Annotated in this window: 19 protein-coding genes; 7 read left to right on the top strand and 12 right to left on the bottom strand. The window is 55.0% G+C overall.

Annotated elements, in window-relative coordinates:
• The first annotated feature begins 38 nt into the window (after positions 1–38).
• The 3 genes from fdnG to fdnI are packed head-to-tail and all read left to right on the top strand — an operon-like array spanning position 39 to position 4,631.
• A complete protein-coding gene (gene fdnG / locus SK62_RS09980) occupies positions 39–3,086 on the top strand; it encodes a formate dehydrogenase-N subunit alpha (RefSeq protein WP_094089546.1) in 3,048 nt (1,015 codons plus the stop codon).
• An 11-nt stretch (positions 3,087–3,097) separates the two neighbouring features.
• Complete coding sequence (fdxH, locus tag SK62_RS09985; RefSeq protein ID WP_015570476.1) at positions 3,098–3,982, top strand: formate dehydrogenase subunit beta; 885 nt, start codon at positions 3,098–3,100, stop codon at positions 3,980–3,982.
• Entirely contained in the window at positions 3,975–4,631 is a 657-nt protein-coding gene (gene fdnI, locus SK62_RS09990; protein WP_048249513.1) for a formate dehydrogenase-N subunit gamma, read from the top strand. The genes fdxH and fdnI overlap by 8 nt, the downstream gene beginning before the upstream one ends.
• 72 nt (positions 4,632–4,703) lie before the next feature.
• Here fdnI and SK62_RS09995 read toward each other — a convergent pair whose 3' ends face one another.
• The 3 genes from SK62_RS09995 to ppk2 all read right to left on the bottom strand — a co-directional run bounded on the left by SK62_RS09995 (position 4,704) and on the right by ppk2 (position 6,136).
• Complete coding sequence (locus SK62_RS09995) at positions 4,704–5,027, bottom strand: CcdB family protein (protein ID WP_039270711.1); 324 nt, start codon at positions 5,025–5,027, stop codon at positions 4,704–4,706.
• On the bottom strand, positions 5,027–5,215 hold the full coding sequence (locus SK62_RS22875) for a hypothetical protein (protein WP_049017617.1): 189 nt from the start codon (positions 5,213–5,215) through the stop codon (positions 5,027–5,029). The genes SK62_RS09995 and SK62_RS22875 overlap by 1 nt, the downstream gene beginning before the upstream one ends.
• A 102-nt stretch (positions 5,216–5,317) precedes the next feature.
• A complete protein-coding gene (gene ppk2, locus SK62_RS10000) occupies positions 5,318–6,136 on the bottom strand; it encodes a polyphosphate kinase 2 (protein ID WP_047719531.1) in 819 nt (272 codons plus the stop codon).
• A gap of 161 nt (positions 6,137–6,297) precedes the next feature.
• Here ppk2 and araJ point away from each other — a divergent pair, with 161 nt between their 5' ends.
• The gene (araJ, locus tag SK62_RS10005; RefSeq protein WP_017693387.1) at positions 6,298–7,473 is read left to right on the top strand and encodes an MFS transporter AraJ; all 1,176 of its coding nucleotides are present in this window, start codon (positions 6,298–6,300) and stop codon (positions 7,471–7,473) included.
• Between the two features lie 39 nt (positions 7,474–7,512).
• Here araJ and SK62_RS10010 read toward each other — a convergent pair whose 3' ends face one another.
• Positions 7,513–8,715, bottom strand: coding sequence for an NAD(P)/FAD-dependent oxidoreductase (locus SK62_RS10010; RefSeq protein ID WP_039270713.1), 1,203 nt, complete (start codon positions 8,713–8,715; stop codon positions 7,513–7,515).
• 130 nt (positions 8,716–8,845) lie between these two features.
• Between SK62_RS10010 and SK62_RS10015 the strand changes: the two genes are divergently transcribed.
• Positions 8,846–9,355, top strand: coding sequence for an RrF2 family transcriptional regulator (locus SK62_RS10015; protein WP_015570482.1), 510 nt, complete (start codon positions 8,846–8,848; stop codon positions 9,353–9,355).
• 39 nt (positions 9,356–9,394) lie between these two features.
• Here the strand turns inward: SK62_RS10015 and adhP are convergent, their stop codons facing one another.
• The 7 genes from adhP to SK62_RS10050 all read right to left on the bottom strand — a co-directional run bounded on the left by adhP (position 9,395) and on the right by SK62_RS10050 (position 16,542).
• A complete protein-coding gene (gene adhP / locus SK62_RS10020; RefSeq protein ID WP_047719532.1) occupies positions 9,395–10,405 on the bottom strand; it encodes an alcohol dehydrogenase AdhP in 1,011 nt (336 codons plus the stop codon).
• 196 nt (positions 10,406–10,601) lie between these two features.
• Positions 10,602–12,311, bottom strand: a complete 1,710-nt coding sequence (locus SK62_RS10025) for an ABC-F family ATP-binding cassette domain-containing protein (protein WP_047719533.1) — start codon at positions 12,309–12,311, stop codon at positions 10,602–10,604.
• 342 nt (positions 12,312–12,653) lie between these two features.
• Positions 12,654–14,351 carry an NAD-dependent malic enzyme gene (locus tag SK62_RS10030; protein WP_047719534.1) on the bottom strand — a complete coding sequence of 566 codons (1,698 nt, stop codon included), beginning with the start codon at positions 14,349–14,351 and terminating at the stop codon, positions 12,654–12,656.
• A 176-nt stretch (positions 14,352–14,527) separates the two neighbouring features.
• Positions 14,528–14,665, bottom strand: a complete 138-nt coding sequence (gene sra / locus SK62_RS10035; RefSeq protein ID WP_000841561.1) for a stationary-phase-induced ribosome-associated protein — start codon at positions 14,663–14,665, stop codon at positions 14,528–14,530.
• A gap of 95 nt (positions 14,666–14,760) precedes the next feature.
• Complete coding sequence (bdm, locus tag SK62_RS10040; RefSeq protein WP_015570485.1) at positions 14,761–14,976, bottom strand: biofilm-dependent modulation protein; 216 nt, start codon at positions 14,974–14,976, stop codon at positions 14,761–14,763.
• Positions 14,977–15,117: 141 nt separating this feature from the next.
• On the bottom strand, positions 15,118–15,639 hold the full coding sequence (locus tag SK62_RS10045; RefSeq protein ID WP_017693390.1) for a VOC family protein: 522 nt from the start codon (positions 15,637–15,639) through the stop codon (positions 15,118–15,120).
• A 51-nt stretch (positions 15,640–15,690) separates the two neighbouring features.
• A complete protein-coding gene (locus tag SK62_RS10050; protein ID WP_047719609.1) occupies positions 15,691–16,542 on the bottom strand; it encodes a Vmh family MBL fold metallo-hydrolase in 852 nt (283 codons plus the stop codon).
• A gap of 111 nt (positions 16,543–16,653) precedes the next feature.
• Here SK62_RS10050 and SK62_RS10055 point away from each other — a divergent pair, with 111 nt between their 5' ends.
• Both SK62_RS10055 and SK62_RS10060 read left to right on the top strand, forming a co-directional pair.
• Positions 16,654–17,541 (top strand): LysR family transcriptional regulator, encoded by an 888-nt coding sequence (locus SK62_RS10055; protein WP_072250101.1) that lies wholly within the window; start codon positions 16,654–16,656, stop codon positions 17,539–17,541.
• Positions 17,542–17,610: 69 nt separating this feature from the next.
• Positions 17,611–18,039, top strand: a complete 429-nt coding sequence (locus tag SK62_RS10060) for an OsmC family protein (protein ID WP_047719536.1) — start codon at positions 17,611–17,613, stop codon at positions 18,037–18,039.
• Positions 18,040–18,062: 23 nt separating this feature from the next.
• Here the strand turns inward: SK62_RS10060 and SK62_RS10065 are convergent, their stop codons facing one another.
• On the bottom strand, positions 18,063–18,968 hold the full coding sequence (locus SK62_RS10065; RefSeq protein ID WP_048249517.1) for a LysR family transcriptional regulator: 906 nt from the start codon (positions 18,966–18,968) through the stop codon (positions 18,063–18,065).
• Positions 18,969–18,987: the final 19 nt, after the last annotated feature.

Here is an 18,987-nt window from a genome sequence, read left to right on the forward strand (position 1 = left end):
TTTGCGGCGCGAAGTCTTATCAGATAACGAGGACAGCAATGGACGTCAGCCGCAGACAATTTTTTAAAATCTGCGCGGGCGGTATGGCCGGAACAACAGCCGCAATGCTGGGATTCGCTCCCAAAATGGCGCTGGCTCAGGCACGCAACTATAAACTGCTGCGCGCGAAAGAGATCCGTAACACCTGCACATACTGCTCCGTGGGTTGTGGGCTATTAATGTATAGCCTGGGTGATGGCGCAAAGAACGCCAAAGAAGCGATTTATCATATTGAAGGGGACCCGGACCATCCGGTGAGCCGCGGGGCGCTTTGCCCGAAAGGGGCGGGGCTGCTGGACTACGTCCACAGTGAAAACCGTCTGCGCTACCCGGAATATCGTGCGCCGGGCTCTGACAATTGGCAGCGTATCTCCTGGGACGAAGCCTTCTCCCGAATTGCAAAACTGATGAAAGCGGATCGCGACGCCAACTTTATTGAGAAGAACGAGCAGGGCATCACGGTAAACCGCTGGACCTCCACCGGGATGCTGTGTGCCTCTGCGGCAAGTAATGAGACCGGCATGCTGACGCAAAAATTTGTGCGCTCCCTCGGCATGCTGGCGGTTGATAACCAGGCGCGCGTCTGACACGGACCAACGGTAGCAAGTCTTGCTCCAACATTTGGTCGCGGTGCGATGACCAACCACTGGGTTGATATCAAAAACGCTAACGTCGTGGTGGTAATGGGCGGTAACGCCGCTGAAGCCCATCCGGTGGGATTCCGCTGGGCGATGGAAGCAAAAAACAACAACGATGCGACGCTGATCGTCGTCGATCCGCGCTTTACGCGTACGGCATCGGTGGCTGATATCTATGCGCCGATCCGCTCCGGTACGGATATTACGTTCCTTTCCGGCGTGCTGTTGTACCTGATCGAAAATAACAAAATTAACGTGGAATACGTTAAGCATTACACCAATGCCGGCCTGCTGGTACGGGAAGATTTCGCCTTCGAAGATGGCCTCTTCAGCGGCTATGACGCCGGGAAACGTCAGTACGATAAATCGTCCTGGAACTATCAGTTCGACGAAAACGGCTACGCGAAACGCGATGAGACCCTGAGCGATCCGCGCTGCGTGTGGAACTTGCTGAAACAGCACGTTTCCCGCTATACGCCGGACGTGGTGGAAAACATCTGCGGTACGCCGAAAGCGGACTTCCTGAAAGTATGTGAAGTGCTGGCTTCCACCAGTGCCGCCGACAGAACCACTACATTCCTGTACGCGCTGGGCTGGACGCAGCATACCGTGGGCGCGCAGAACATCCGTACCATGGCGATGATCCAGCTGCTGCTCGGCAACATGGGGATGGCCGGTGGCGGCGTGAACGCCCTGCGCGGGCACTCTAACATTCAGGGCTTAACCGACCTCGGCCTGCTGTCGACCAGCCTGCCGGGTTACCTGACCCTGCCGTCCGAGAAGCAGACCGACTGGGAAAGCTGGCTTGACGCCAACACGCCAAAAGCGACGCGTCCGGACCAGGTGAACTACTGGAGTAACTATCCGAAGTTTGCCGTCAGTCTAATGAAATCGTTCTACGGCGACGCGGCGCATAAAGAGAATGACTGGGGCTTTGAGTGGTTGCCGAAATGGGACCAGGCTTACGATGTCATCAAGTATTTCAATATGATGGATAAGGGCGACGTCACGGGGTATATCTGCCAGGGCTTTAACCCGGTGGCGTCATTCCCGGATAAAAACAAAGTCGTTCGCAGCCTGAGCAAGCTGAAGTACATGGTGGTTATCGATCCGCTGGTCACCGAAACGTCTACGTTCTGGCAGAACCACGGTGAATCAAACGATGTCGATCCGGCAGCGATTCAGACCGAGGTGTTCCGCCTGCCGTCGACCTGCTTTGCGGAAGAGGACGGTTCAATTGCCAACTCTGGCCGCTGGCTACAGTGGCACTGGAAAGGTCAGGATGCGCCCGGCGAAGCGCGTAATGACGGCGAAATTCTGGCCGGGATTTACCATCGTCTGCGCGAGATGTACCGCGCCGAAGGCGGCAAAGGCGCTGAGCCGCTGCTGAAGATGAGCTGGAACTACAAGCAGCCGGATCATCCTGAGTCCGAAGAGGTGGCAAAAGAGAACAACGGCGTGGCGCTGGCCGACCTGTACGATGCCAACGGTAATCTGGTGGCGAAGAAAGGACAGCTGCTCAATAGCTTCGCGCTGTTGCGTGACGACGGTACCACGGCCTCTTCCTGCTGGATCTACACCGGCAGCTGGACGGAGCAGGGTAACCAGATGGCCAATCGCGATAACGCCGATCCGTCAGGCCTGGGCAATACCCTGGGCTGGGCATGGGCGTGGCCGTTAAACCGCCGCGTACTGTACAACCGTGCCTCCGCAGACGTGAACGGTAAGCCGTGGGATCCGAAACGCATGCTGATCGAGTGGAACGGCACGAAGTGGACGGGGAACGATATCCCGGACTTCAACACCGCCGCGCCGGGCAGCAACACCGGGCCGTTTATCATGCAGCCGGAAGGGCTGGGACGTCTGTTTGCTATCGACAAACTGGCGGAAGGGCCGTTCCCGGAACACTACGAGCCGATGGAAACGCCGCTCGGCACTAACCCGCTGCACCCGAATGTGGTCTCCAGTCCGGTGGTACGCATCTATGAAGACGACGTGCTGCGTTTAGGCAAAAAGGACAAGTTCCCGTATGTCGGCACCACCTACCGCCTGACCGAGCATTTCCATACCTGGACCAAGCACGCGCGGCTTAACGCCATCGCGCAGCCGGAACAGTTTGTGGAGATAAGCGAAACGCTGGCGAAGGCGAAAGGCATTGCCAACGGCGATCGCGTGAAGGTCAGCAGCAAGCGCGGCTTTATTCGCGCGGTGGCGGTGGTCACCCGTCGTCTGCAAACGCTGAACGTGCATGGCCAGCAGGTGGAAACCGTCGGTATACCGCTGCACTGGGGCTTTGAAGGTGTAGCGCAGAAAGGCTACATCGCCAATACCCTGACGCCAAACGTCGGCGATTCAAACTCGCAAACGCCGGAGTATAAAGCGTTTCTGGTCAACATCGAGAAAGCGTAAGGAGCGATTAAATGGCGATGGAAACACAAGACATTATTAAACGCTCCGCGACCAACCCGATAACGCCCGCGCCTCGTGCGCGGGATTACAAGGCAGAAGTCGCCAAGCTGATCGATGTCTCCTCCTGCGTGGGCTGTAAGGCCTGCCAGGTGGCCTGCTCGGAGTGGAACGATATTCGCGACGAGGTGGGGCACTGCGTTGGGGTCTATGACAATCCTGCTGATCTGAGCGCCAAGTCCTGGACGGTGATGCGCTTTAGCGAAACCGACCAGAACGGCAAGCTGGAGTGGCTGATCCGTAAAGACGGCTGTATGCACTGTGAAGATCCCGGCTGCCTGAAGGCATGCCCGTCTGCCGGGGCAATCATTCAGTACGCCAACGGGATCGTCGACTTCCAGCAGGATAACTGCATCGGCTGCGGTTACTGTATTGCGGGCTGTCCGTTTAATATCCCGCGCCTCAATAAAGAGGATAACCGGGTCTATAAATGCACGCTGTGCGTCGATCGCGTCAGCGTCGGCCAGGAGCCTGCCTGCGTGAAGACCTGTCCTACCGGGGCGATCCACTTCGGTACCAAAAAAGAGATGCTGGACGTGGCACAGCAGCGGGTGGATAAGCTCAAAGCGCGCGGCTATGACAAGGCCGGGATTTATAACCCGCAGGGTGTCGGCGGTACGCACGTCATGTATGTTCTGCACCACAATGACCAGCCGGAGCTGTATCACAATCTGCCGAAAGATCCGGCGATCGATACCTCAATCAACCTGTGGAAAGGGGCGCTTAAGCCGCTCTCAGCAGCGGGCTTTATCGCCACCTTTGCCGGGCTGATTTATCACTACATCGGTATCGGGCCGAATAAAGAGGTGGATGACGACGAGGAGGAGCATCATGAGTAAGTCGAAGATGATAGTGCGCACAAAATTTGTCGATCGCGCCTGTCACTGGACGGTGGTCATCTGCTTGTTCCTGGTGGCGGTATCCGGCATATCGTTCTTCTTCCCGACGCTACAGTGGCTCACGGAAACCTTCGGGACACCGCAGATGGGGCGCATTCTGCACCCGTTCTTCGGCGTGCTGATTTTCGTGGTGCTGATGTTTATGTTCGTGCGTTTCGTTCATCACAACATCCCTGACAAGCAGGATATTCCCTGGATTAAAGGGATTGTTGAGGTTCTGAAAGGCAACGAGCATAAAGTCGCGAAGGTGGGCAAATACAACGCCGGGCAGAAGATGATGTTCTGGACCATCATGAGTATGATTTTCGTGCTGCTGGTAACCGGAGTGATTATCTGGCGTCCGTATTTTGCCCAATATTTCCCGATCCAGGTGGTGCGCTACGCACTGCTGATCCACGCGACCTCGGCCATTATTCTGATCCACGCCATCCTGATCCATATGTATATGGCCTTCTGGGTGAAAGGATCGATTAAAGGCATGATTGAAGGGAAGGTGAGCCGCCGCTGGGCGCAAAAACACCATCCGCGCTGGTATCGGGACGTTGAGCGTCTTGAAGCGCAAAAAGAGAGTTCGGAAGGGTTGAAGTAAACCTCGCGCCGTCGGCATTGTCCGGCGGCGCTGCACTTGCGCGGGCAGGAATAACTGCCTGGCAGGCTGGCGTCATGTGTTAGTCAATAAGCGATCAATTGCTGCTATAACATCCTGACGAGCGTTACGTAAATTACAAACAAAGTCTTTTGGATTAATTTTCTGGTTATTAATATTGGTTATCATTGGCGAATAAATCAGAAAGGTTTCAAATTCAATATTTATTCCTGGAGCCAGCTGGCTCTGCCATAGCGGTAGCGTGTTATTTCTCGCGAGGGGTACAATGACGCGAGTGGGGAGATCGTCATAATAATCATCCTGGATAAGCATATAATAAGGAAGCTGGTCCCGCGTTGCCGCAGACGTATTACGATAAACATTAAATTGTCTCAGCATTAAAGCACCCTGAAAAACTCATCATCAGTGATAGTTCCATGTTTCTCCACAAACTCATTCATTGCTCGTATAAATGCACGATCCGCTTCTGATAGCTGATGTGATGGTGTCGAGCCTGGCTTAGCATGGGTTGTAGGCTTTGTTGCTGCCTTAGGTCTGGAAGGGGTCGATTCTGCCGTGCGTTTCATCGGTTTCTCCTTTGTTGGTGCGGTCATTATCAACCGCAGCCAACAAAAAACAATACTGTTTCCCCTGGTAATCTACATTATGCGAGCCGTCTTCCAGTAATATCAAAATTGCTCTGCAATATACCGGAAGGGATATTTTGTAGGCTTCACTTTGCCGATCTTGCGTTTCGGTAAATCCACCTTGCCTACGTGAATTTCTTTATAGGGGATCTGGGAAAGCAGATGCGAAATAATATTCAGCCGCACCCTTTTTTTATCTTCTGAGCGCGCCACAAACCACGGCGCCCAGGCGGTGTCGGTCGCTTTAAACATCGCGTCGCGGGCGAGGGTATATTCATCCCACAGATTGAAAGATTTAATATCCATTGGAGACAGCTTCCAGATCTTGCGACCATCATTGATGCGATCGCGCAGGCGTCGCTCCTGCTCTTTTGGCGTTACTTCAAGCCAGTATTTCAACAAAATGATCCCGGCATCGACCATCGCTTTTTCCATTACCGGCGTTCCATCAAGAAATTTTTCGGCCTGCTCTTCGGTACAGAAACCCATGACTCTTTCCACGCCCGCGCGGTTGTACCAGCTGCGGTCAAAAATAACGATTTCCCCGGCAGAGGGCAGATGGGGAACGTAACGCTGAAAATAGAGCTGACTTTTCTCTTTATCGGTGGGGGCCGGTAACGCAACAACGCGAAACACCCGAGGGCTGACGCGTTCGGTGATGGCTTTGATAGCGCCGCCTTTACCGGCGCCGTCTCGCCCTTCAAAAACAATACAGACCTTTAACCCTTTGGCGACCACCCATTGCTGGAGCTTAACCAGTTCAACATGGAGGCGGCGAAGCTCTTGCTCGTACGCTTTGGTTTTGAGCGGCGCGTTTTTAACGACATCATCAACAACATGGGTTTTCTTCTTACTGACCATGGTGGGTCTCCCTTTGTATCCGGTCGCGGGATCGAGGCCGTACTAAGAGTGTAATCGGCCTGAATGAATGGATTAATGTGTCAGAAATCTGATTTGAACTGGTTCACCATACAAGTTTAATCAATAATGCACGCTGCATATTTTTTAACAGTGGTCGCGGTATGAAAAAGACAATTTTTTCGTTAGCACTGGGTACCTTTGGCCTGGGGATGGCTGAGTTTGGCATTATGGGCGTGCTGACCGAGCTGGCTCATGATACGGGCATTTCGATTCCCTCCGCCGGAAATATGATTTCGTTTTACGCTTTTGGCGTGGTGATCGGCGCGCCGATTGTGGCGCTGTTCTCCAGCAAATTTTCGCTGAAAACAACGCTGCTGTTTCTGGTGGCGATGTGCGTCGTCGGTAACGCGCTCTTTACCTTCTCTGACTCCTACGTGGGGCTGGCGGCGGGGCGCTTAATCTCTGGTTTCCCGCATGGCGCGATTTTCGGAGTGGGGGCGATAATCCTGTCAAAAATCGCACCGCCGGGTAAAGTGACGGTCGCTGTGGCCGGGATGATTGCCGGGATGACCGTTGCCAACCTGCTTGGCGTGCCGCTCGGGACGTGGCTGGGACATGAATTTAACTGGCGTTACACCTTCTTTTTGATTGCGGTCTTTGACGCGCTGGTGATCCTGTCTGTTCTGCTGTGGGTGCCTGACATTCACGACACGACAACCACCCGGCTGGCAGAACAATTCCACTTCCTGAAGAAACCGGAACCGTGGCTGATTTTTGCCGCTACGATGTTTGGCAATGCCGGGGTGTTTGCCTGGTTTAGCTTCGTGAAGCCGTTTATGGTCAATGTGTCAGGCTTTTCCGAGGGCGTCATGACCGCGATCATGATGCTAATGGGGCTGGGCATGGTGCTGGGAAATGTCTTCAGCGGCAAGCTGTCGTCACGCTTTAGCCCGCTGCGCATTGCTGCCACCACCGACCTGGTGATTGTGGCTTCGCTGCTGGCGTTGTTTGCCTTTGGCGAGCTTAAAACAGCTTCACTGGTAATGGGATTTGTCTGCTGCGCCGGGCTGTTTGCGCTCTCTGCGCCGCTGCAAATTCTGCTGCTGCAAAATGCGAAAGGCGGCGAGATGCTGGGGGCCGCAGGCGGGCAAATGGCGTTTAACCTCGGCAGCGCAATTGGCGCCTATTTCGGTGGATTGATGATTACGCTCGGCTTTAGCTGGAGCTATGTCACGCTGCCGGCCGCGATTTTATCCTTCTCTGCGATGACCTCTCTGCTGATGTATGGTTATTTATGTGCCAAAAAGCGTCAGGCCAACGCAGGTGCGCTGGCCTGATTGCACACTTTGCCCGCTGGTCGCGGGCGCAGAAGGGGACTAAACGAATTTCGCCAGCGGGTCAGCGGCGGCAAAAGCGACCGCTTTGTCTGCTGCTGGCGGGTAAATCAGTTCGTTGGTGATGGCGACTTTGATCTTTTTGCCTTCCTCGCGCACGGATTTAACGCGCTGTTCCCAGCCCTCGGTGTATACCGCGCCCCAGCCACCTAAATCCAGACAGGTGACGTAGTTCACCTGACGGTAAGGGTACGGCTCCAGATTTAACAGGCTGGCCGCCGCGTTGTGTCCGGCGAATTTCCCCAGCTGGATCGCGTGCTGGCAGGTCATCAGCGCCGTGTTGCCCGCATCGTCCGTTTTGGCGTGCGCCATATCACCCGTCGCGTAAACCTCAGGATGCGCAGGAACCTGCAACGTGTCGTTGACGATCAGCCGACCCTGAGTATCGCGTTCCCCGTCAATTTGCAGGCTGAGGAGGTTAGCTTCTACCCCTGCCGTCCACACTACAGTGGCGCTGGCAATGCGCTCTCCGTTTTTCAGCGTTACGCCGCTGGCATCGATGGCTTCAATTTCACTGTTTAAACGCCATTCAACGCCGAGCACGTTGCTTGCTTCTTCAATTGTGTTACGCAGCGCCTCGCTATAACGCCCGCCGATGGTTGCACCTCTTTCAACTACGATTACTTTAGTCTTTGTATCAGCGCCGAAGCGAGTACGGAGTCGGGCAGGGAGTTCCGTTGCCAGTTCGATGCCGGTAAAGCCGCCGCCACACACGACCACGGTATTACGCTCCGGGGTGGAGGGGCGCGAAACCAGCGAATCAAGATGCTGCTCGAATAATCTGGCGGAGTCGAGTTGGTCGATATCAAAGGCGTATTCAGCCAGACCGGCAACAGGAGGACGTTTAGTCTGGCTACCGGTTGCGAGGATCAGACGTTCCCAGGCGACGTCAGCAATCGCGCCGTTTGAATCGCGATACAAAACGGTTTTAGACGAGGTATCAATACGTTGTGCTTCGCCCGCAATAAAGGCGATACCCAGCTCAGCAAACAGTTCGGTCAGCGGCGCGACCATCGTCGACACGTTCTCTTCATAAAAGCGTGGGCGAACGCGTAGCTCCGCAACAGGGGCCAGCACGGCAATGCTGAGGCTATTGTTACCCGCCAGAGCAGAAAGGCGTGCGGCGCTGACCGCAGCCCACATACCGGAAAACCCACTACCCACAATTAAAATCTGCTTTTTCATACTCGATCCTTTAGTGCGTCAGGCTGTATGTCTGACATAACTGCCACTATACTTGTCGGAGTTAACTGCGACAACTTCTATCTGAGTTAAAAATCGTTATAATGCAGCGAACAATGACCCGGAGTGAGCCATGGCGTTTTACAGTTCTGGTGTGGAATATGGCATTCATAGCCTGATGTGTATGGTGGATGCAAAAGGCAATGAACGTGAGATGAGCGTCCGGGAGATGGCGGCCTTGCAGGGCGTGCCGTACGACTATCTTGGAAAAATCTTCACCCGTTTATCACGCGCGGGGCTGGTCATCAGCACCGAAGGCAAAGGGGGAGGCTTCCGGCTGGCGCGTCCGGCCGAGCTGATCAGCGTGCTGGACGTGGCGCATGCCATTGACGGCGAGAAGAATATGTTTGAGTGTCGGGAAGTGCGTCAGCGCCTGGCGGTGTTTGATGAAACGCCACCTGCCTGGGTCTGTGACGGCCCGTGTGGGGTGCGCTCGGTCATGGACAGCGCGCAGCAGCGGATGGAAGAGGAGTTAGGGCGCCATACCATCCTGGATCTGGCGCGGAAGATGTATCGAAAAGCGCCGGACACGTTCCAGATCGAGGTTCAGGAATGGATTTCCGATCGCCGTTCGTCCACGTGAAAAGCCGGGCAGGGCAGAGCCGCTACCCGGCCACCGCGGTTAAGAACGTAAATCAATCACCATACGGCCACGGATCTGGCCCTGTTCCATTTCTTTGAAGATGGCGTTGATATCTTCCAGTGGGCGCATTGTAACTTTCGGTTTCACCTTACCTTCAGCCGCAAACTGGAAGGCTTCGAGCAGATCCTGACGGGTACCCACCAGGGAACCCACTACCTGAATCCCATCCAGGACCAGACGTGGAATATCCAGGCTCATCGCTTCCGGCGGCAGGCCAACAGCCACCACGCGGCCACCGGCGCGAACTGCGTCAACGGCAGAGTTGAAGGCCGCTTTCGCTACCGCCGTCACCACCGCCGCATGCGCACCGCCGGTTTTCTCCTGAATCACTTTTGCCGCATCTTCACTGCGGGAGTTCACGGTTAAGTCTGCGCCCATGCTGGCAGCGAGCTTCAGCTGTTCGTCATTCACGTCAATGGCGATAACTTTCGCATTGAAGACATTTTTGGCGTATTGCAGCGCGAGGTTGCCCAGACCGCCCAGGCCATAGATCGCAATCCACTGGCCGGGTTTGATGTCAGAGACTTTTACCGCTTTGTAGGTGGTGACCCCGGCGCAGGTGATGCTGCTGGCCGCCGCAGAGTCCAGTCCGTCCGGAACTTTAACCGCGTAATCCGCGGTTACGATGCACTCTTCCGCCATGCCGCCGTCAACGGAGTAACCCGCGTTTTTCACCTCACGGCACAGCGTTTCGTTGCCGGTATTACAATATTCACAGTGGCCACAGCCTTCGAAGAACCACGCCACGCTTGCACGATCGCCTACTTTTAGCGACGTGACGCCAGCACCAATCTCTTTGACGATACCAATCCCTTCGTGGCCGAGGATCACCCCGGTTTTGTCGCCAAAATCGCCATTCTTAACATGGAGATCGGTATGGCAAACGCCACAGCACTCCATCTTCAGCAGCGCTTCACCATGTTTGAGCGCGCGTAAGGTTTTTTCTGTGACATTAACCTGATGATCCTGAGTGACAACAGCAGCCTTCATGTGTTTCTCCTTTCATGATGAGTATCTGCATAGCAGGTCTGATTACCCATTAAGGATTAATACTTTGACGCTGTAATGCAAGGCAACCGCAACATAATGTCATTATTTGATGCATTTTCGGATTAAGAAAAGGCTGTACCCCTCATAAATTGGGGTGAAAAACACTGGCCCGGCGACATCACCGCCGGGCTCAGATTTACAGTTGCGCTTCTATCACCTCAATCTCTTTTCGCCATTGCGCCTGTAACTGCGGTTTTTGATGTTTTGGCTTGCGCGCCAAATCTTCTTCCAGCAGCGTTTCCAGGGCAACCAGGCGTTCGAGCAGATCGTCAGACGTTGAAGAGGGCGCCTTCAATGCGTTATTCGATGCCTCAGGTACAACAGGAGCGGTGTCCTCACGCAGACGCTCAAACACCGCCTCCGCATCGTGCCATTCGCTCAGCCTGCCGTCCTCAATCAGCCAGAAGCGGTTACAGCTCTGGCTAATTAACTGACGATCGTGGCTCACCAGCAGCACTCCGCCTTCAAACTGTTGCAGCGTTTCCGCCAGCGCCTCTTTGCCTTCCATGTCCAGGTGGTTGGTCGGTTCATCCAGCATCAGCAGGCTATAACGGGCAAGCGTCAGGCCGACGAACAGCAGGCGCGAACGTTCCCCGCCGCTCAGCGTACTGACTTTTTGCCCGTGACGCGCCCACGGGAACCCGGCACTGATGAGCGCCATTTTACGGGTCTGCGGATCTGGCGCGAAAGGCTCCAGCGCATCAAGCAGCGCCGCATCATCTGGCAACTGGTGCAGCGTCTGGTCGTAGTAGCCGGGTGAGACGCGCGGATGACGCTTAAGCCGCTCGTCCGCGATCTCGTCGCGAAAATGTCGCCAGATAAGCTTCAGCAGCGACGATTTTCCGCAGCCGTTACGACCCACAATCGCCACGCGATCGCCGCTCTTCAGCCGCGCGCTGTCGAGAGTAAACAGGTCTGGCAGGCCCGGCGCCGGGGGGACGCCGAGGTGAGTCATTTCCAGCAGACGGTCAGCGCGAAGCGCGTCCCCGCGCAGGGTTAAGGTCCACGGGCTTCCCGCCGTCAGTTCCGTCTGGGTCTCTTTCAGGCGTTCGACCTGTTTTTCCATCTGCTTAGCCTTACGGGAGAGATCTTCGTTGTCATAGACCTTGCCCCAGGTCGCGAGACGCCGTGCGCTGGCCGTGACGCGGTCGATCTCTTTTTGCTCTGCCTTATGGCGCAACGCATCGCTTTCGTCTTTTGCATCGAGCGCCAGACGGGCGGCAGTGCAGGGAAGGGCAAAGGCGTGCAGCGTTTTATCGCGCAGGATCCAGCTGCCGTTGGTTACCGCGTCCAGCAGTTGCCTGTCGTGTGAGACCAGCACAAAGCTGCCGGACCAGTTTTGTAGAAACTGCTCCAGCCACAGCAGGGTCGGCAGGTCAAGGTGGTTGCTCGGTTCGTCCAGAAGCAGCAGATCCGGATCGCTTATCAACGCTCGTGCCAGCAGCAACCGCGTATGCTGGCCGCCGCTCAGCGTGGCGGAGGTTAACGCCGTTTCCTGCGTCGTGAAGCCCATTCCGGCCAGCAGCGACTCGGCTTTCCAGCGCAAACTGTCGCGCTCACCGATCGACAGCTGCGCCAGCACCGCATCCAGCATGGTCAGGGGATCAAGAGTCTCCGGCAGATGTTGTTCCACGCGCGCCAGCAGGCAATGCCCCGCCAGTGAAACGGTTCCGGCAGCAGGGGACTGCGTCCCGTCGAGGATTTTCAGCAGCGTACTTTTTCCGCAGCCGTTATCACCCAGCAGGCCGATGCGATCGCCTTTTTTCAACGTAAAGGAGAGAGAGTCGAAGAGCGTGCCGAACGCTGTATCAACGCGTAAAGAATGTGCAGTGAGTAAAGTGCTCATTGTTGCTTACCCAGGAGTTACAGGCATGTTTATGCCTCGTCAAACATCGCTGACGATAACTCAGTAAGCCCGAGAGAAGGGATTTCAGGGGTTGGTGTCTTCGCTCAAGCGGAAGTTATCGCAGCACGATACCGATAACGCTTGAGCTGGTGCGATCACCAAATGTATGTGAAACATTGAAAATTTCACAGTACAGCATAATTGGCCTCCTTATATATTCAGTAGGTTAATGGATGAAGGGAGTGTAGCGGGGGAAAATGGGTTTGGCTAGTGGGAGGTGCCGTATATTCCCCTCACCCAGCCCTCTCCCCTTTGGGGAGAGGGCTGGGTGAGGGGCAATGCTTAAATAGAAGTACGACGATAGCTACGGTATTCCGGCATCCAGAAGTTATCGTCAATCGCCTGCTGCAACGCATCGGCAGAGGTTTTCACCGCGACGCCTTGCTGCTGCGCCATTTTGCCTACCGCGAAGGCAATTGCGCGGGACACTTTATGAATGTCTTTCAGCTCCGGCAGTACCAGGCCTTCACCGTTATTCACCAGCGGTGAGTGACCTGCCAGCGTTTCGCTCGCGGACATCAGCATTTCGTCGGTGATGCGTGACGCGCCGGAGGCGATAACCCCCAGACCAATACCCGGGAAGATATAGGAGTTATTGCACTGTGCGATGGGATAGAGTTTGTCCTTCCACAGCACCGGATCAAACGGGCTGCCGGTCGCGACCAGTGCCTTACCTTCTGTCCAGGCGATGATATCCTGCGGCGTTGCCTCCACGCGTGAAGTCGGGTTAGACAGCGGCATCACGATAGGGCGTTCGCAGTGCTTGTGCATCTCGCGAATAATCTCTTCCGTGAAGAGGCCGGTCTGCCCGGATACGCCGATCAGAATGTCCGGCTTCACGTTGCGCACCACGTCAAGAAGCGAGAGCACTTCGTTATCCGTATCCCAGTTTTTCAGGTTTTCACGCTTCTGCACCAGTTTGGTCTGGAACGGGAGCAGGTTTGGCATACCGTCGGTCAGCAGGCCAAAACGGTCCACCATAAAGACGCGGGAGCGAGCCAGCTCTTCGCTTAAGCCTTCGCGCTGGGTCTGGGCAATAATTTGCTCGGCGATGCCGCAGCCCGCGGAGCCTGCACCCAGGAAGACAATTTCCTGATAGCTGAGCTGGCTGCCTGCCGCACGGCTCGCGGCAATCAGCGTCCCCACTGTCACTGCCGCAGTGCCCTGAATGTCATCGTTGAACGAGCAGATCTCATCGCGGTAGCGGTTCAGCAGCGGCATGGCGTTTTTCTGTGCGAAGTCTTCGAACTGCAACAGCACGTCCGGCCAGCGGTGCTTCACGGCCTGGATGAAATCATCAACAAACTGATAGTACTCGTCGTCGGTAATGCGCGGGTGACGCCAGCCCATGTACAGCGGATCGTTCAGCAGTTGCTGGTTGTTGGTCCCCACGTCCAGCACAACCGGCAGGGTGTAGGCCGGGCTGATCCCGCCGCAGGCGGTATACAGCGAGAGCTTACCGATGGGGATCCCCATCCCACCAATGCCCTGGTCGCCAAGGCCCAGAATACGTTCGCCATCGGTTACCACGATCACCTTGATGTTGTGATTAGGCACGTTTTGCAGAATGTCGTCCATGTTGTGACGGTTCTGATAGGAGATGAACACGCCGCGGGAACGACGGTAGATCTCTGAGAAGCGTTCACACGCCGCGCCGACGGTTGGGGTGTAAATGACGGGCATCATCTCTTCGAGATGGTTCTGCACCAGGCGGTAGAAGAGGGTTTCGTTGGTGTCCTGGATATTACGCAGGTAGATGTGCTTATCGATTTCGGTTTTAAAGCCCTGATACTGGATCCAGGCGCGTTCCGCCTGTTCTTCAATGGTTTCAACCACTTCAGGCAGCAGACCCAGCAGGTTAAAGCTGCTGCGCTCTTCCATGCTAAAGGCGCTGCCTTTGTTCAGAAGGGGAAACTCCAGTAAAACCGGACCGGCGTAAGGAATATAAAGGGAACGATGTTTTTTCAGTTTGTTGTCCATGTCACTCACTCTTTTTAAGAAGATCCGTCCCTGACACTGCTGTTTGTCATCTTTCTGGCCTGTGCTACGGGGTGCGGTCGGGGGGTATTATAAAGGAGCTAAATATTAATTACCGCAACACATAAACAAAAACACCACCGGGGTAACCGATGGTGTTGTGGATTTCGTACTGGAACTTACTTGCCTGCCTGACGTTTCCTGCCGGTGGCGTGGGTCACTTGCGTTTCGCTCCCCTCTTCAATAACCACTTTGCGCTGGTTTGAGAGCTTGTAGTTCAGTCCCAGAATGTGGCGTGCCTGACGGTTCGATTTCATATTAACTCCTCAATCCCGTTGATAGTTTTAAGGACAAGTTTGCTCACGCAAACGAAATGTAACCCCTTAGGTTGCAGATCCAGCTTAGCAGGTTTTTACAAAGGTGCATTTTGCCCGCTAACGACATAGTTGATGGTTTGCTGGTAGATGTCACTGAGGATGTCATTGTCTGTGGCTTCCACCCACCTGGTCAGTTCCATCAAAATGTCATCTTCGGTAACAACACCGTGCTCCGCCTGGAGACCCTGCGCAATCGCGTTAACGAGTTCGGGTTGTGCTGCTGTGGTATGTGCCGGGTAATAAGTAAACATGCTGCCTCCGTGTCGTTGTCTGTTTAATGTTACGGCGTGCAAAATCGTAATTCGCATTCAGATTGGCAAATATTTTCGCCGTTGTGGTTCAGATTCGTCCTGGAAATAAAAATATCATCTCCCGTAGCACAGAAATAAAATTCAGGGTTTCCAGCGGCGTAAATTTGTCGTTTTTTCATAAGGCATGGGCGTTGGCCAGGAAATCAATTCTACAATGCTGCCCCAGGGGGTTTGCCCATAGCAGAAAGCATTACCTTCACCTTGCTCATCCGGAAACGTGAGCGGCTTTGGCGCGGTAAACATCTCCCCGCCAGCAGCGGTGAAAGCGGCTATCGCCTTATCAAAATCATCAACATAAACAGCAAAATGCTGGAGGCCAAAGTCGCTGGCGCGGGCGGGCATTCCCTGTTCAGGGCCATGCATTTCGAAAAGTTCTATGCCGGGTCCGTGGGGCATGACGAGCATGCGAATGGCGTGAATTTTTGTGCCGGGAAATAATTTTAAGGTGTGCTGCTGGGCGGGCTGATCAATATTATCGGTTTGCGCATCGACAGAATGATATAAAACCTGGGCGTCGAAAGCGCGTTCAAAAAATAGGGTGGCTTTTTCAATGTCGGGCACCGTAATACCGATATGGTCGATGCCCCTTACTGACGATGGCATAGTTAACTCCTGCTATAAAAAATTTAAATATAGCAGGAGATAATCAGGCTATTACCACTTCATTTCGCCGGTATTCACTTTGGCACTCAGTTCCAGCGAACTGGCTTCCGCCAGATTCGGCCACTGTTTTTTCATTGTGTTGATGACGCCGGTTGACGCTTTATCTGCCGTGAGGGCCTGTTCAAACTGCTGTAGATAGCGACGGGTAAAGTCGATAGCGCCGGTACCTGCTGGCGGTGTCCCCAGGTAGTGGCCCGGAATAACGTGTTCGGGCTTAAGGGCTGCCATGCTATCCAGCGTCTGCTGCCACTGTTTGCGGCTTTCCGGCGTTTGGGTATCTGCCGTCCAGACGTGAATGCCCCATGAGACGCCCGTGCCGCCGAGGATGGTTTTTGCGGATGGGATCCAGACATACGCCGCATAGCTCTCAGGCTCTTCAATATTCACTCTCTCACCGTCAATCATAAAGGTGGTTGAGGCAAGCACTTGCGGCACGTAGAGCTGCGTCGGCGCGCCGTCTTTCATCTGTGCCCCCCAGAAGGCGAGCTTCGCGTCTTTTGTGGCCTTGATATGGTCCACCACCTGTTGCGTGGCGACAACTTTGGCATTAGGGAAGGCTTTCACCAGCGGTTGCAGGCCGAAATAGAAATCCGGATCGCCGGAAGTGATCACGATTTTGTTCAGCGTTTTACCGCTGTGGCGAATTTTTTCTACCAGCGCTTCGCCATCTTTCACGCTGAACTGGGCGTCAAACAGTACCGCCTCTTTCGGGCCAGACACCAGGGTGGAAGAAACGGCAAAAATGCCTTTTTCCTGCGGGTTGTACGTATCAACGGTCAACGGCGCGGCAAAGACGGCCGGAGTGAAAAGGGTTGTCAGCAAAGCAAGGCGGGCGATGGTCATGGTCATCTCTCTGTTCTTCAGGAAAGTCTCTATTGTACGGATCTCTTCATTTGCCAGAATTCCTGAAACAGGAGATGCTTAGTTTCATAAATCGAGCAAATGGAGGTCAAAATGGATCGCGTTATTGCCGCCCAGGTGTACAACCGCATCTGTGAGCTGGGGAGTTTAAGCGCGGCGGCGCGGGCGCTGGGGATCTCCCGTCCGATGGTGAGCCGTTATCTGGAGCAGATGGAGAAGTGGGCCGGGGCGCGGCTGGTGAACCGCTCCACCCGCAAGCTGACGCTGACGGCGGCAGGAGAGAAGGTCCTGCAAAAGACGCGTACGCTCTCGCAAATTTGTCAGGAAATTGAAGATCAGTCAGTGAAGGATTTACCCTCAGGCACGCTTCGCGTCGCCTGCGCGCATTTTACCGCGATGCAGATTATCGCTCCGGTGCTGCCCGATCTGTTGCAGCGTTACCCTCAGCTGCGCATTGAGCTGGATGTTAATAACCATCCGGTAAGCCTGGTGGGCGAGCGAATTGACGTGGCGATCCGCATCACCGATAACCCCGAACCGGGCATGATCGCCCGCCGACTGGGAGAGTGTCGGTCCGTACTTTGCGCTTCGCCGCACTACCTTGCCAGCCGGGGCGTTCCAGAGCAGCTGGAGGACTTAGCACGGCACAACTGCCTGCATTACAGCTTTTTTGCCGGTCAGTCGTGGCGTTTTTTGACGCCCGAAGGGGAGCCGATCACGACGGCGGTCAGCGGCAATCTCAGCGCCAGCATCTCGTCACTGCTGATGGAGGCGGCGATAAACCACTGTGGTATTGCCATGCTGCCCGAGCGCGAGGCCGACGCGGCGCTAAGGCAGGGCAGCCTGGTGCCGGTGCTCAGCGCCTTTACGCCAAAACCGATCGGTATTTTTGGTATTTATCAGTCGCGAGACTATCAGCCTGCGGCGCAGCGTGTGTTCCTCGACGCGCTGGCAAACCACCTTGCCACGCGCTCGGACTAATCTGTCTTCCCTGCAAAATGGATTATGCGTCCTATACTTATCCCTTTGTAAGCCAAAAGGAGAGCAAGAATGACGATTCATAAGCACGGTTCAGCACACTGGTCTGGCGACATCAAACGCGGCAAAGGGACGGTCTCAACAGAAAGTGGCGTCCTTAACCAGCAACCTTACGGCTTTAACACCCGCTTCGAGGGCGAAAAAGGGACCAACCCGGAAGAGCTGATTGGCGCAGCGCACGCGGCCTGTTTCTCTATGGCCCTGTCGCTAATGTTGGGCGAAGCGGGTTATACCGCCGATTCCATCGATACCACGGCGGATGTCTCGCTGGATAAAACCGACAGTGGTTTTGCCATCAACAAAGTGGCGCTGCAAAGCAAGGTGACGGTACCGGGTATCGATCCGCAGCAGTTTGACGGCATTATTCAGAAAGCGAAGGCGGGTTGTCCGGTGTCGCAGCTGTTGAAAGCCGAAATCACGCTGGATTACAAACTGAACTGATATCTGGCCGGGCAAATGCCCGGCTAACCTTTCACCGCCGCAGGGAAGACCTCGGCAAGCCACGCAATAAACACTCTCAGGCGATGTGTTAAATACCGACTCTGTGGATAGACTACGTGAAAAGGATACGCCTTAGGACGCCAGTCGCTCAGGACCTCTACCAGCGCGCCCGTTTCCAGATGCGTTCTCGCAGCATAGCCAAACGTCTGAATAATCCCTAAACCCGCCAGCGCCGCGGCCAGGTGTGCGTTGCTTTCATTGACTCCAAGATGGTGCGGAACGCTGATCTCCAGCGGTTCACCCCGATCGAGGAACCGAAACGGGAATGCGCGTCCGGTAACGGGGGAAAGGTAGCTAATCAGCTTATGGCCGTTGCGCAGCTCCTGCGGATAGGCAGGGATGCCGTGAGTCTTAAGATAGCCCAGCGTCGCGCAGGCTATCATCCGGGCGTCACCGATATGCCGGGCGATAAGCGAAGAGTCATCCAGCGGGCCGCCGCGGATCACGCAGTCTACGTTTCCACTGATTAAGTCTACCGGACGGTCGGCTACCCCCAGGTTGATGCGCAGGTCCGGGTAGCGCTGAAAAAAATCCGGCAGCAGGGGGATCAACACGTCCCGGGCGGTTGACCCCCCCACGTCGATACGCAAATGGCCTTTAGGCGTGCAGCACGATGCGCGAAAGGCGGTATCAATGTCCTCTATATCGATTAATACCCGCAGCGCTTTCTCGTAGTATTCCATGCCTTCTGCCGTCGTGACCACCCGGCGCGTAGTACGATGCAGCAGCCGTGTTTCCAGGTGCGCTTCAAGTGATTTTACCAGCTTACTCAGCGTAGCTATCGGCATGTTCAGGGAGTCTGCCGCTCGGGTAAAGCTTCCGGATTCAACCACCCGCGTAAAGGCGCGCATTGCCATTAGCTGATCCACACAGATCTCCTCTGATTAT

The sequence above is a fragment of the Enterobacter sp. BIDMC109 genome (assembly GCF_001037885.1).
Taxonomy (GTDB): domain Bacteria; phylum Pseudomonadota; class Gammaproteobacteria; order Enterobacterales; family Enterobacteriaceae; genus Enterobacter; species Enterobacter hormaechei_C.

Coding starts and splice junctions, on each gene's coding strand:
- fdxH (WP_015570476.1), top strand. CDS start 3,098: ATGGCGATGGAAACACAAGACATTATTAAACGCTCCGCGACCAACCCG.
- fdnI (WP_048249513.1), top strand. CDS start 3,975: ATGAGTAAGTCGAAGATGATAGTGCGCACAAAATTTGTCGATCGCGCC.
- SK62_RS09995 (WP_039270711.1), bottom strand. CDS start 5,027: ATGCTGAGACAATTTAATGTTTATCGTAATACGTCTGCGGCAACGCGG.
- SK62_RS22875 (WP_049017617.1), bottom strand. CDS start 5,215: ATGAAACGCACGGCAGAATCGACCCCTTCCAGACCTAAGGCAGCAACA.
- ppk2 (WP_047719531.1), bottom strand. CDS start 6,136: ATGGTCAGTAAGAAGAAAACCCATGTTGTTGATGATGTCGTTAAAAAC.
- araJ (WP_017693387.1), top strand. CDS start 6,298: ATGAAAAAGACAATTTTTTCGTTAGCACTGGGTACCTTTGGCCTGGGG.
- SK62_RS10010 (WP_039270713.1), bottom strand. CDS start 8,715: ATGAAAAAGCAGATTTTAATTGTGGGTAGTGGGTTTTCCGGTATGTGG.
- SK62_RS10015 (WP_015570482.1), top strand. CDS start 8,846: ATGGCGTTTTACAGTTCTGGTGTGGAATATGGCATTCATAGCCTGATG.
- adhP (WP_047719532.1), bottom strand. CDS start 10,405: ATGAAGGCTGCTGTTGTCACTCAGGATCATCAGGTTAATGTCACAGAA.
- SK62_RS10025 (WP_047719533.1), bottom strand. CDS start 12,311: ATGAGCACTTTACTCACTGCACATTCTTTACGCGTTGATACAGCGTTC.
- SK62_RS10030 (WP_047719534.1), bottom strand. CDS start 14,351: ATGGACAACAAACTGAAAAAACATCGTTCCCTTTATATTCCTTACGCC.
- sra (WP_000841561.1), bottom strand. CDS start 14,665: ATGAAATCGAACCGTCAGGCACGCCACATTCTGGGACTGAACTACAAG.
- bdm (WP_015570485.1), bottom strand. CDS start 14,976: ATGTTTACTTATTACCCGGCACATACCACAGCAGCACAACCCGAACTC.
- SK62_RS10045 (WP_017693390.1), bottom strand. CDS start 15,639: ATGCCATCGTCAGTAAGGGGCATCGACCATATCGGTATTACGGTGCCC.
- SK62_RS10050 (WP_047719609.1), bottom strand. CDS start 16,542: ATGACCATCGCCCGCCTTGCTTTGCTGACAACCCTTTTCACTCCGGCC.
- SK62_RS10055 (WP_072250101.1), top strand. CDS start 16,654: ATGGATCGCGTTATTGCCGCCCAGGTGTACAACCGCATCTGTGAGCTG.
- SK62_RS10060 (WP_047719536.1), top strand. CDS start 17,611: ATGACGATTCATAAGCACGGTTCAGCACACTGGTCTGGCGACATCAAA.